Genomic DNA, 13,198 nt, shown 5'->3' with positions numbered 1-13,198 from the left:
TCGCCCGGCTTTTTAAACTTCACATATGAAGGCGCTACACTTCATAGTCCAGTTCATCTTCTTCCTGCGCCGGCGGCACAATCAGTACTTTTTGCACGCGATGGCTCTCTACCTGCAGCGTGCGCAGAACGTAACCGTCAATATTCACCTCTTCACCTTCCTGCGGAACATGCTGCAGATACTCCATCAGCAGACCGGCGACGGTATGGTATTCCCGCTTGTCATCCAGCGGCAGGGGCACGTACTGGACCAAATCTTCCAGCGGCATATGTCCATTAACCGTCCAGCTATCGTCACTGTTTTTGTGAATATCATGGCGAGCGTCTATCTCTTCCACTTCATTTGGCAGATTACCGGCGATGGTCTCCATCACGTCGCTGAGCGTTACTATCCCCTCTACGGAACCGAACTCATCGACCACAAAGGCAAAATGGGTTCGGGCTTTACGGAACTGCTCTAGCGCAGGAAGCAGCGGCAGCGTTTCCGGGAACACCAGCGGCTGACGGATCAGGGCCTGCAGATCGAGCGGTTCATTACGCAGCGATTGTTGCAGAAGATCGATCACGTGCACGACGCCGAGCATATCTTCGTCATCATTGCCGCCGGTTACCACCAGGCGGGTATGCTGATTTTTGTCGAGTAAGGCGCGAATCTCTTCTTCCGGAGCGCTGAGGTCAATATGTTCAATATCATGGCGCGAGGTCATTATGCTGCTGACGGTGCGCTGATTGAGATTCAGAACCCGCTCAATCATCCGCCGTTCCTGAGGATTAAACAGCGGGTTATCGTCACGGTCGGCAACCAGCGAGGCAGTATCGCTATCCAGCTCGCTATTGTCCTTGCGGCCGCTCAACAGACTCATTACCGCTTCAGTGGTTCTCTGACGCAGCGTCAAGTTGGCCGAAAGAAAACGATGGCGGTTAAAAATCGCCAGCTGATTAAAGGACTCGATCATGACCGAGAAGCCAATCGCTGCGTACAGGTAGCCTTTCGGAATAGGAAAGCCGAAGCCTTCGGCAATCAGGCTAAAACCAATCATCAACAGGAAGCTGAGACAGAGAATGACGATGGTTGGATGACTGTTAACGAAGCGGGTCAGGGCTTTACTGGCCATCAGCATCAGGCTAATGGCAATAATTACCGCCGCCATCATCACCGCCAGATGGTCAACCATGCCGACCGCGGTAATAACCGAGTCGAGGGAGAAGATGGCGTCCAGCACCACGATTTGCGCGACCACTCCCCAGAATTTCGCGCCTTTGCGCTGAGTGGGATTATTGCTGTCCTTCCCCTCCAGCCGTTCATTAAGCTCAACGGTGGCTTTGAAAAGCAGGAATAAACCGCCAAACAGCATGATCAGATCGCGAGCGCTAAAGCTCAGATCGTGCCAGGTAATCAGCGGTTTGGTGAGCGTTACCAGCCAGGAGATTGACGCCAGCAGCAGCAGACGCATTACCATTGCCAGCAGCAGGCCGGTGACGCGCGCGCGGTCTCGCTGAGCGGGGGGAAGTTTTTCCGCGAGAATGGCGATAAAGACCAGATTATCAATACCAAGTACCAGCTCAATAACGACAAGCGTTATGAGCCCGGCCCAGATCGAGGGGTCGGCAATCCATTCCATATTTAGTTAAAACCTTTACAACCTAAGAGTGCCATGTACAGATCATGGATAAGCTATAGTTAAAATGCAATATTTTCTGCGGCGATTTGCCCGCGGTCAAAATCCGCGCGCCGATGAGTCCTGCTATTAATATAATCAGTTGTTCAGAATATAACCTTATTTAACCATAAGCTTATAGGGTTCTACTTATTTGCTCTGGTGCGAATTTTCATCAATAACAACCGCCAGCATCTGCCGGATGAAAAGCTAGGTTTTATGGATGTAAGCGAAGCGGCCGCGCAGAATATCGGCGCAGAAAACCTGGATTGAGCACACGGGCAATGGAAAACTCTATCAATAGATTTGATGTATATAACAGCGCTTTCCTGGAATTTAGATTTTTATACTACTTAATGTCGTGGCTTGCGGCAGATCAATTTTTGCTGGACGATATTGTGAGGGTTATATGTGATGCAGAACAAAAAAAGCCATAGTGAAGACTATTAATCGCCTGCAGCATAGGCTGGATCTATATGGGGATGGCCGCCACTGAGGTTGAAGTCAAGGATATGGCCTGTTTCGCTGAAATTTAGCCGTTTTTGTGTGCGAAATAATTTTATATTCAATATAAGCGATTATTTTGGCTAATTTTATGATTTTTTGCAGTCACTTGTTCTGTGTCAACTCTTGTTGAAAGATAACAAGGTATCAAATGGGAAATGATGGACCAGCGATGAATGTCATTACGCCGTCTTATGGTTAATAGCTAATAGATAGCTGACATAAGTCTTTGTAAGTATGAGTAATAATGTCTGTAAAGTTGCGTTTGAGAATTTTCTTAAATCGACCTATTGGTCTGTAGATTTTACGTGTATTCTTAAATTCAGCGTGTAATTTCAGAATTTGACGGACAGTATGGCAGGTATCAAGCGTGTATCATCATGGATAAATGCCAGTGATACATACAATCTGACAGGAACTAAAGATTAATAACCATACGGGTGGATATGAAAATGGTGAGTTTGAAAGCAGTTATACCGGTAGCAGGACTAGGGATGCACATGTTGCCCGCCACCAAGGCCATTCCGAAAGAGATGCTGCCGATCGTCGACAAGCCTATGGTGCAGTACATTGTTGATGAAATTGTAGCTGCTGGCATCAAGGAAATTGTGCTGGTTACCCATTCATCCAAGAATGCGGTAGAAAACCATTTCGACACCTCCTATGAACTGGAAGCGCTGCTGGAGCAGCGCGTCAAACGTCAGCTTCTGGCCGAGGTACAGGCTATTTGCCCGCCAGGCGTAACGATTATGAACGTGCGCCAGGGTCAGCAGCTGGGTTTAGGTCACTCCATTCTTTGCGCGCGCCCGCTGATTGGCGATAACCCGTTTGTGGTGGTGCTGCCGGATATCATCCTTGATGATGCCAGCGCCGATCCGCTGCGCTATAACCTTGCCGCTATGGTCGCGCGTTTCAATGAAACAGGTCGTAGCCAGGTTCTGGCAAAACGTATGGAAGGCGATCTTTCCGAGTACTCGGTCATTCAGACCAAAGACGCGCTGGAAACGGCGGGTCAGGTGGCGCGCATCGTCGAGTTCATCGAAAAACCTGATGAACCGCAAACGCTGGATTCAGACCTGATGGCAGTAGGGCGCTATGTGCTTTCTGCTGATATCTGGCCGGAGCTGGAGCGTACTGAACCCGGCGCATGGGGCCGTATTCAGTTAACCGACGCCATTGCTGAACTGGCGAAAAAGCAGTCGGTTGATGCGATGTTGATGACTGGCGAGAGCTACGACTGCGGGAAAAAAATGGGCTATATGCAGGCCTTTGTTAATTATGGTCTGCGTAACCATAAAGAAGGCGCAAAATTCCGCGAGAGCATTAAGAAGCTGTTAGCGTAATTTTGCCATCAGCAACCTAAGCGTACGAGGGTAAGCGGTTCGCATGATCTGATGATGAACTCAGGGATTCGGGACCGTTTACTCTTTTTAATACAATACGTCACGCTTTGAGGCGTTGTGTAGAAAAACAAAGGGTTAGATTTTGCTTTGTTATATTGTATCGTTGAAAAGTGCGGTAAAGGTTCGGAGACTTCTGGTAGTCGAATAACATGTCGCATGGTGAAATGGTCGGACTAGCAAAATTTCATCTTTGCTGATAATTACTTACTAAGATTTTTCTTATGTAAATAGCCCTGAGTCAAGTTGTCAGACTAAAATAAAACTTGACTGAGATCATGTTTGCGCATTAAACAACGGTCATGCATGCATATAAATGTGAAGTGACTGATTGTGTATGCCCACATAAATGTCGCGGAAATGACGTTACGGACTGGAGAGATCGTCAAAGGATGAAAGGTAAATGAACTGGCAGGTTGTCACTTTTTTTGGCGATAGCACCGTACTGTTACCCAGCGCGGCCGTGTTGTTTATCGTTCTTTTTCTGCGCAAAGATTCAAAGCAGGTCGCCTGGCACTGGGCGCTGCTGTTCGGCATCACTGGCGCCATTGTCTGCGCATCAAAACTGGCATTTATGGGTTGGGGTATTGGGATTCGCGAGCTGGACTTCACCGGCTTTAGCGGGCACACCGCATTATCTTCAGCTTTCTGGCCAATTCTCTTATGGCTGCTGTGCGCGCGTGCTACACCAGCTCTTCGTATTGCTTCTGTCGTATTTGGTTATGCATTAGCCGGTTTGGTCGGCTATTCCCGCCTGGTGATCCACGCGCATTCAACGTCTGAAGTGATTGCCGGTTTACTGCTGGGAACCGCAGGCAGCGCATTGTTTCTGCTGCTGCAGTCGCGCACCCGCGGCACTCATACAGCGCAGTTATCATGGGGAGGGCTGGCAAGCGTGGTCATCATCCCGGCTCTGCTGTTGAATACCGGCGCTAAGGCGCCAACGCAATCGCTTCTGGGTGAGATCGCAGTGAAGCTTGGCCCGCTGGATAAACCTTTTACCCGGGCCGATCTGCACAAGCGCTTTTACTGACGCAGAGGCGACCGGGAAAGGTCATGAATTCAGACAGGCGCGTGATGTGTTCACAATATAGTCAGTGTGAAATGATGGGGTGAAAAAGCCTTCATAAGCACTATTTCATATTCATGAAATAAATTGGTGATACGGCATTCTGCGCAATAATTAGCACAATGATAATCAGCCAGGATGTTTCCTAAATAAGTTTTCTGGCTAAATATCGAATTTATTAATGATAACAACACACTGGCATAATTCTTTTTACTATTAAATTTTGTAGTTGACTAACCATAATTAATTCGAAACTAAACCAACACTGTTTTTGTGGTAAAAAGTTAATGAAATCATAATGTTGAGATTAAGTTGCTGTTTGGCGCCGATCGCCGTTTTAGACGTTTAGTGTCAAACAATAACGTTATCGTCGTTATGGTTCATGCCGTTCGCGACGTCGCTAATAATTCGAGATTAGACTCCCAATTGAGGGCAGAATCTCGTAAACTTATGGCCGCGAAATTGATTGCTTTGATGGATTAATCGCCGATTCACCTGAATCCGGCGGTTGAAATTATATGGAAAGAAGTACAGTGCATTGGTAGCTGTTAAGCCAAGGGCGGTAGCGTACCTGCGGGCTGGCATTTTCTGCATATCACATCTCATTTCATGCGACCGAAATTCCTAAAGTGGCCTTCATCCAGGTGATTATCTTCATAACCTGTATATAATTGCGTGTTTGTCGCCACCTCAGAGAAGGTTCTGCAGGGCTGGCAAGAGGAAACTGCGGGTATGATGCGCGATGGAATGGCCTTCAATAACAATTTCGCATACATTGAGTACTGCAGATAGAGCCGTATGATGAAAACGTCTGTTGGTATGTGATCCATAACACATGCTTTCGTTTTCTCCGGTCAAAATCTGCAGACCGAACATACCAAAGGTTGGCGTCAGAGGGCGCTGCATCTATCAGTGTTCCCCTTGTCGCGCCAGCTTGCGGAAACGGGGCTTAAAATGGATCTTGTACAATGATAAAAATCGCGCGAATCGCACTCGCACTAGGGCTGCTTACTTCTGCCAGCTCACTTGCCTATGCCTCCGGCTTGGTAATGAACGACAACGAACTGCGCAACGATCTGGCGTGGCTCTCCGACCGCGGCGTTATTCATCTCAGCCTGTCGACCTGGCCGTTAAGTCAGGAAGAGATTAATCGGGCACTAAAGAAAGCAAAGCCCTCTTATTCATCCGAACAGGTGGTTCTGGCGCGAATCAACCAGCGCCTCGATTCTTTGAAAGCAGATTTTCGGGTCAGCGGCTATACCTCAACGGATAAGCCCGGTACCCCGCAGGGATTTGGTCAGAATCAGCCTGCTGACAGCTCTTTATCGTTAGCCTTCAATAACAGCGGCGAGTGGTGGGATGTTCACCTGCAGGGAAACGTTGAGGGCGACGAACGCATCAGCAATGGTTCACGTTTTAATGCTAACGGCGCCTACGGGGCGGTTAAGTTCTGGAACCAGTGGCTTTCCTTTGGACAGATGCCGCAGTGGTGGGGGCCAGGCTACGAAGGCAGCCTGATTCGCGGTGATGCTGCCCGTCCGATGACCGGCTTTTTGATGCAGCGTGCTGAACAGGCCGCGCCAGAAACCTGGTGGCTGCGCTGGATCGGCCCATGGCAGTATCAGATCTCCGCCAGCCAGATGAATCAATATACCGCCGTACCGCATACCAAGATTATCGGTGGTCGTCTGACTTTTTCCCCCTTCCAGTCACTTGAGCTTGGCGCATCGCGCATTATGCAGTGGGGAGGGGAGGGAAGACCCGAGTCGTTTAGTAATTTTTGGGACGGCCTGACGGGTAAAGATAATACCGAAGCAAACGATCCCAATGAACCAGGCAACCAGCTTGCTGGTTTTGACTTTAAGTTGAAATTGGAACCTACGCTGGGCCTGCCGGTCAGCTTATACGGTCAAATGATTGGCGAAGATGAATCCGGCTTTTTACCTTCAGCAAATATGTTCCTTGGTGGAGTCGAAGGCCACCACGGTTGGGGTAAAGATGCCATCAACTGGTATCTGGAAGCTCACGATACCCGATCGAACATGAGCCGCACCAACTATAGCTATACGCACCATATCTATAAAGATGGCTACTACCAGCAAGGTTACTCACTCGGTGATGCTATGGGAGGTGATGGCCAACTCTTTGCGGGTAAAGTTGAACTGGTGACAGAGGATAATCAGCGCTGGAGCGCGCGTTTAGCGTATGCGAAGGTTAACCCAGAAAATCAGTCAATCAACAAGGCGTTTCCTCACTCAGATACATTAAAAGGTGTGCAACTGGGCTGGAGTGGCGATGTGTACAAATCGGTACGACTGAACACTTCTCTCTGGTATACCGATGCGAACCATAATGATAGCGATGATGTAGGCGCAAGCGCCGGGATCGAAATTCCCTTTAATTTATAGCCTTAACACAGCTTCTGGAAATAGACTGTTGTTCGGGGATTAGAAACTTTTGGTTTACTGATGATGTGACATTATGAAGAAAAAAATTGTTAGATTTTCGGCATTGGCATTAGCAATAGGCTTTTTATCAGGCTGTACCATTTTGCCGGGACAGGGGTTAAATAGTCTGCGTAAGAACGTAGTTGAGTTACCGGATAGCGACTACGATTTGGATAAACTGGTGAATGTTTATCCATTAACTCCGGGTTTAGTGGATCAACTTCGTCCCGAAACTGTAATGGCGCGACCAAATCCGCAGTTAGACAATTTACTGAAAAGTTATGAGTACCGAATCGGTGTTGGCGACGTCTTGATGGTAACGGTTTGGGATCACCCTGAATTAACTACTCCTGCAGGCCAATATCGTAGCGCAAGTGATACTGGTAACTGGGTAAATTCTGATGGGGCTATATTCTATCCTTATATCGGTAAGGTCCAAGTCGCCGGAAAGACAATATCTCAAGTACGACAAGAAATATCAAACAGATTAACTACATATATCGAAAGCCCGCAAGTTGATGTAAGTGTTGCTTCCTTTCGCTCTCAGAAAGCATATGTTACAGGGGAAGTAAGTAAATCTGGCCAGCAGGCGATTACAAATATCCCGCTGACAGTTATGGATGCGATAAATGCTGCTGGCGGATTATCGGCAGATGCAGATTGGCGTAATGTTGTTTTAACGCACAATGGTAAAGATACCAAAATATCATTGTATGCATTGATGCAGAAAGGCGATCTAACTCAGAATAAGTTACTTTATCCTGGCGATATACTATTTGTTCCCAGGAATGATGATTTAAAAGTATTCGTTATGGGAGAGGTAGGGAAGCAAACAACACTGAAGATGGACCGAAGTGGAATGACCTTGGCCGAAGCCTTGGGTAGCGCAGATGGCATGTCGCAAGGCTCCAGCGATGCCACGGGTGTATTTGTAATAAGGCAGTTAAAAGGTGATAGTGCAGGTAAAATCGCTAATATCTATCAATTGAACGCTCAAGATGCCTCTGCGATGGTATTAGGCACTGAATTTCAATTACAGCCTTATGATATCGTTTATGTAACAACTGCTCCATTAGTTCGCTGGAACCGAGTTATATCACAATTGGTTCCGACTATTTCTGGAGTGCATGATATGACTGAAACTATTCGTTACATCAAGAGATGGCCTAACTAATGTTTGATTCTATTTTAGTTGTTTGTACTGGAAACATATGCCGCTCTCCAATCGGAGAGAGGCTACTTCGGAAAAAATTGCCTGGTAAGAAGATTGATTCAGCAGGAACTGGAGCTTTAGTTGATAAACCTGCCGATAAAAGTGCTCAAGCCATAGCAACACAGAATGAACTTTCATTAGATGGCCATCTTGGAAGACAATACACTGCGGCAATGGGAAGAGAGTATGATCTCATACTAGTTATGGAAAGAACCCATCTTGAGCATATTGGTAGAGTTTCTCCTGAAGTAAGAGGGAAAACGATGTTACTCGGTCACTGGATGGGGCAGAAGGATATACCAGATCCTTATCGACAAGGCAAAGAGGCCTTTGAATTTGTTTATCAGTTGATTGAGCAATCATGCCAGCAATGGGCTGAAAAGCTAAGTAGCTAAATAAACGGGAATTTTACGAATGTCTTCTATTGCGAATAAAAAGAATACACAAGACTCCGATGAAATCGATCTGGGGCGTATAATAGGTGAACTGATTGATCACCGAAAGCTTATTATTACTATATCTGTATTTTTCACAGCTGTAGCAATTATATATGCATTGTTTGCTACTCCGGTATATCAGGCTGATTCATTAATACAGATTGAACAGAAACAAGGCAATGTACTTTTAAATGATCTAAGTCAAATGTTGCCGGATAGTCAACCACAATCAGCACCTGAAATTATTCTTTTACAATCAAGAATGATATTAGGTAAAACAGTTGATGACTTAAATTTGCAAGCAAAAGTTGAGCAGAACTTTTTTCCGGTCTTTGGTCAGGGATGGGCCAGATTGAGTGGTGAAAAACCAGCTAAGATTAATGTTAGTAGATTATATATTGATTCTGTCAATGGGAAAACGCCTAAACTAAATTTAACCGTTGTAGATAATAAAAATTTCAAGGTTGAAATTGAAGGGAATAACGCAGTAATAAATGGTAAAGTTGGAACTTTACTAAATGATGAAGGCATTTCTTTACTTGTCGATAATATCGAAGCAAAACCTGGTGACAGCTTCACAATTACATACTTAACAAGACTAAATGCCATTTCTGATTTGCAAAAAACATTTACAGTCACCGATCAAGGTAAGGGCTCAGGAATACTGAATTTAACCTTGACCGGAGAGGACCAGTCTCGTACTACTGATCTTCTTCGCAGTATAAGTGCAAATTATCTTAATCAAAATATAGCTCGTCAGGCAGCACAGGATGAGAAAAGTTTAGAATTTCTTAATAAACAATTACCACAAGTAAGAATGGAATTGGATCAAGCTGAGGACAAACTCAACGCATACAGGCAACAGAAAGACTCCGTTGATTTAACAATGGAAGCGAAGTCAGTACTTGACCAGATTGTAAATGTTGACAATCAACTTAACGGATTAACGTTTAGGGAAGCAGAGATATCTCAACTCTATACAAAAGAACATCCTACTTATAAAGCTCTTGCAGAGAAAAGAAGTACTCTATTGCAAGAACGCGCTAAATTAAATAAACGTGTTTCATCGATGCCTGCAACACAACAAGAAGTTTTGCGCCTGGGACGTGATGTAGAGTCTGGTCGTGCAGTATACATGCAACTATTAAATCGACAGCAGGAACTTAGTATCGCAAAATCAAGTGCCATCGGTTATGTGCGAATAATAGATGATGCTGTTACAGATCCTAATCCCATAAAACCTAAAAAAACTTTAATAGTGATAATTGGGTTGTTTTTAGGAATACTAACCTCAGTTGGCATAGTAATTTTACGCGTGTTTTTAAGAAGGGGCATTGAATCACCAGAGCAATTAGAAGAGCTTGGTATAAATGTTTATGCAAGTGTACCAGTTTCTGAGTCACTCGCTAAGATGAAAGCAAAGGGAAGAAAATTCCAGCATGAAGATAAATCATTGCTTGCGCTTGATAACCCAGCTGATTTAGCGATAGAAGCTATACGTGGTTTACGGACAAGTCTACATTTTGCAATGATGGAAGCTCGCAATAATGTGTTAATGATTTCTGGTGCCAGCCCAAACGTGGGTAAAACTTTTATTAGCACTAACCTTTCAGCAATTATTGCCCAAGCGGGGAAAAAAATACTACTTATCGATGCCGATATGCGAAAAGGATATGTACATAAGCTATTTAACGCAAATAATAATAAAGGCCTGTCTGATGTTTTATCCGGGAAAACGGAAGTTCAGGATTCTGTACAGTGTATAGAAAGTGCTGGTTTTGATTTTATTTCGAGAGGGATTGTCCCTCCTAACCCTGCTGAATTATTAATGCATAAAAACTTTTCGGAATTAATTAATTGGGCTGGTGTTAATTATGATTTGGTTATTATCGATACACCTCCGGTGTTGGCTGTAACGGATGCCGCAATTATCGGTCGCTATGTAGGTACAACTCTTTTAGTCGCACGTTTTGAGGAAAACACAGCTAAGGAAATTGATGTTAGTATTAAACGTTTTGAACAAAGCGGTGTTTCGGTTAAAGGATGTATCCTTAATGGGGTAGTCAAAAAAGCGAGTAGCTATTATGGGTATGGGTATAACCACTATGGGTATTCATATACGGATGAACAAAAATAATACTCTCTAAAAAATAAGGGGCAGTATTGCCCCTTTATTCAATATGTGTGACATAAGAGAAATTTGGGAAAAAATTAATAAAACGATAGAAAGGTTACCTAATAAAACAAACATCTATATAAATAAGTTTAATTATGAAAAAAATTATTCATTTTCTAGTGACATTAGTTTTACTATTTGCAACTTTAGATGGCTTGAGGGATACCTTTTTTCCTGACAATCCAATCTCATATATTAAAGAGTTAGCTGCAATTGCTCTTTTTTCATTGCTGCTTATGTTAGTAATAAGGAAAAAAATAAAAATAAGCAAAGGAATAATAATTGGGTTTAACATTTTTTTATTATTCTTATTATTTGTTAGTTTCGCCACTACTAAATATGCTGATACTACAATTATAAGAGCTGGGTTAGGGTTCGGCGGTTGGAGTGTATGGATTAAACTATTAGCGCTTTACTGTCTAATAAATTCTTTATATTTTTTAAGTCTCTTGTATCCTGATATATATTATAAAATTCCTAAACGCTATGCTAACTTCACAATAATGTATTGCCTTATTACTCTTTTTTTCATTTTAACTGGTTTGTCGGCTAATTTAAGTTCCAGAAACTGGGCTGGTCGGTTGTCTATTGGCTATCCAACCATGGACAGTTTCGTAATAATCGTTGCAATTATATTTACGATTTTCTTTATTAGAAACAAAAAGCAAAAAACGATTTATAACATCATTTTCATCGTAGTGCTCATCATGCAAAACACTGCAACGGGTTACATAATGTTGGCCGGATTGGGTGGATTAATGATGCTGTCGTTAAAAGGTACATATAAAACAATTCCTGTCTTTTTAGGAGCTATAGCAATTTATATTGGATATCTTGTCTATGATTCTCTATGGATGTACATGGGACGCTTTGGTATTTTATTTGTCGACAAAATTAATGGTTTCATATTCGGTGCGGATACAAGCTCTATAGATTTAAGACAAACACAAATTGCTATTCTATTAAAAGATATGGAAAGTTACTTTCTATATGTACTCTTTGGTAAAGGTGGCAATGAAGCGTATTTAGTTGAAAGTACATATTATGCGTTCTATGGTTTTTGTGGTTTGTTTGGTCTTGCTCTTTTTGTATTCTCGCTATTATTATTTTTAGGGAAGTTACCTAAATCTTTTAAAGTAAAGACCTATTACTGCCATTCTTTCTATATAGCATCCTTATTTGTGATATCTAGTGCAGGTTTAATTGGCTTTTATTTATATCCACTGATATTCATTTATTCTTATTTAGTCTCAGTTTATAGTTCGACAGAAACCGAACATATGCAACGGATAGATGCTCTAAATGAAAAAAATTAATTTTGATTCTAGATGGTGCGGTGAACATGGTATTGGGCGCTTCGCAAATGAAATTCGTAAAGCTAGCGTTAATTTCGTTGATTTGCCATTGAATGGAAACCCTGCCGGTAAATTTGATGTCTTAAAATTGACAGGCTTCCTTTTGAAGGAGCGTAATTACTTTTTTTCACCGGGGTATAATGCACCATATTTCTTTTTAAAGAGATGTATAATTACTATTCATGATTTGAATCATATTGATTTATCATACAACTCTTCTTTTTTAAAAAGAGTCTATTATGAAATGGTATTAAAAAGAGCATGTCAGCACTGCGCCCTTATTTTTACTGTTTCTGAGTTTTCAAAAAAAAGAATCATTGAATGGTCTGGTGTTAATCCGGAGAAAATAATTGTAGTAGGCAACGGGGTTTCTGATGAATTCTCACAAAACTGCAACTTGCACTCTCCGGGATATAAATATATTTTTGTTGTTGGAAACAGGAAAGAGCATAAAAATGAAGAAAGAGCTCTTTTGGGATTTATCCAAGCTCAAATAGATAAAGAGGTCAAAATTGTATTTAGCGGCGACCCCTCTGATAAACTTATTGAATTAGCAAAATCTCATAATATAGAAGATAAAGTTATTTTTTCAGGGCGATTATCCAACATAAAACTTGCAGAATATTATAAAGGTGCAGAATTTTTGCTTTTCCCTTCACTATACGAGGGGTTTGGATTGCCAGTAATTGAATCTATGGCATGTGGAACACCAGTTATCACTTCTAAAAACACATCTTTAGGTGAAGTTGCTGGAAATGCCGCTTACTTGGTTGATCCATTAGATCAACAAAGTATTACAAAAGCTATAGAAGAATTATATTTTAATAATGAGTTACGGGCTATTCTAAGTAAAAAAGGATTAGAAAGAGCGAAAATATATACGTGGAAAAAAACTATCGCAAAAATAGAAACTTCTTTAAATACTCTTCCATAAAACCAT

At 42.8% G+C, this 13,198-nt stretch carries 9 protein-coding genes; 8 read left to right on the top strand and 1 reads right to left on the bottom strand.

The features are described from left to right. Positions 1-34: 34 nt before the first annotated feature. Positions 35-1,621, bottom strand: coding sequence for a TerC family protein (locus ABLV75_RS07670; RefSeq protein WP_004103710.1), 1,587 nt, complete (start codon positions 1,619-1,621; stop codon positions 35-37). Between the two features lie 986 nt (positions 1,622-2,607). Between ABLV75_RS07670 and galF the strand changes: the two genes are divergently transcribed. The 8 genes from galF (at position 2,608) to ABLV75_RS07630 (ending at position 13,192) form a co-directional block, all read left to right on the top strand. After that, positions 2,608-3,504: a UTP--glucose-1-phosphate uridylyltransferase GalF gene (gene galF / locus ABLV75_RS07665; RefSeq protein WP_016809217.1), complete on the top strand. Its 897-nt coding sequence runs from the start codon at positions 2,608-2,610 to the stop codon at positions 3,502-3,504. Between the two features lie 460 nt (positions 3,505-3,964). Continuing rightward, positions 3,965-4,594: a phosphatase PAP2 family protein gene (locus ABLV75_RS07660; protein ID WP_024274461.1), complete on the top strand. Its 630-nt coding sequence runs from the start codon at positions 3,965-3,967 to the stop codon at positions 4,592-4,594. 1,004 nt (positions 4,595-5,598) lie between these two features. Continuing rightward, positions 5,599-7,038, top strand: coding sequence for a capsule assembly Wzi family protein (locus ABLV75_RS07655; RefSeq protein ID WP_196090631.1), 1,440 nt, complete (start codon positions 5,599-5,601; stop codon positions 7,036-7,038). A gap of 73 nt (positions 7,039-7,111) precedes the next feature. After that, complete coding sequence (locus ABLV75_RS07650; protein ID WP_196090630.1) at positions 7,112-8,251, top strand: polysaccharide export protein; 1,140 nt, start codon at positions 7,112-7,114, stop codon at positions 8,249-8,251. Next, positions 8,251-8,685, top strand: a complete 435-nt coding sequence (locus ABLV75_RS07645; protein WP_142472513.1) for a protein tyrosine phosphatase — start codon at positions 8,251-8,253, stop codon at positions 8,683-8,685. Before ABLV75_RS07650 ends, ABLV75_RS07645 begins: the two co-directional genes overlap by 1 nt. A gap of 19 nt (positions 8,686-8,704) precedes the next feature. After that, on the top strand, positions 8,705-10,864 hold the full coding sequence (locus ABLV75_RS07640) for a polysaccharide biosynthesis tyrosine autokinase (RefSeq protein ID WP_348854919.1): 2,160 nt from the start codon (positions 8,705-8,707) through the stop codon (positions 10,862-10,864). Positions 10,865-10,998: 134 nt separating this feature from the next. After that, on the top strand, positions 10,999-12,219 hold the full coding sequence (locus ABLV75_RS07635) for a hypothetical protein (RefSeq protein WP_348854918.1): 1,221 nt from the start codon (positions 10,999-11,001) through the stop codon (positions 12,217-12,219). Further along, complete coding sequence (locus tag ABLV75_RS07630) at positions 12,206-13,192, top strand: glycosyltransferase family 1 protein (protein ID WP_348854917.1); 987 nt, start codon at positions 12,206-12,208, stop codon at positions 13,190-13,192. The genes ABLV75_RS07635 and ABLV75_RS07630 overlap by 14 nt, the downstream gene beginning before the upstream one ends. Positions 13,193-13,198 lie beyond the last annotated feature (6 nt).

Source organism: Klebsiella sp. CN_Kp066 (assembly GCF_040065135.1).
Taxonomy (GTDB): Bacteria; Pseudomonadota; Gammaproteobacteria; order Enterobacterales; family Enterobacteriaceae; genus Klebsiella; species Klebsiella oxytoca.
This window is presented reverse-complemented; position numbering and strand designations above follow the sequence as displayed.

Excerpts from the sequence above, each read along its gene's own strand:
- ABLV75_RS07670 (WP_004103710.1), bottom strand. The coding sequence starts at position 1,621 with ATGGAATGGATTGCCGACCCCTCGATCTGGGCCGGGCTCATAACGCTT.
- galF (WP_016809217.1), top strand. The coding sequence starts at position 2,608 with ATGAAAATGGTGAGTTTGAAAGCAGTTATACCGGTAGCAGGACTAGGG.
- ABLV75_RS07660 (WP_024274461.1), top strand. The coding sequence starts at position 3,965 with ATGAACTGGCAGGTTGTCACTTTTTTTGGCGATAGCACCGTACTGTTA.
- ABLV75_RS07655 (WP_196090631.1), top strand. The coding sequence starts at position 5,599 with ATGATAAAAATCGCGCGAATCGCACTCGCACTAGGGCTGCTTACTTCT.
- ABLV75_RS07650 (WP_196090630.1), top strand. The coding sequence starts at position 7,112 with ATGAAGAAAAAAATTGTTAGATTTTCGGCATTGGCATTAGCAATAGGC.
- ABLV75_RS07645 (WP_142472513.1), top strand. The coding sequence starts at position 8,251 with ATGTTTGATTCTATTTTAGTTGTTTGTACTGGAAACATATGCCGCTCT.
- ABLV75_RS07640 (WP_348854919.1), top strand. The coding sequence starts at position 8,705 with ATGTCTTCTATTGCGAATAAAAAGAATACACAAGACTCCGATGAAATC.
- ABLV75_RS07635 (WP_348854918.1), top strand. The coding sequence starts at position 10,999 with ATGAAAAAAATTATTCATTTTCTAGTGACATTAGTTTTACTATTTGCA.
- ABLV75_RS07630 (WP_348854917.1), top strand. The coding sequence starts at position 12,206 with ATGAAAAAAATTAATTTTGATTCTAGATGGTGCGGTGAACATGGTATT.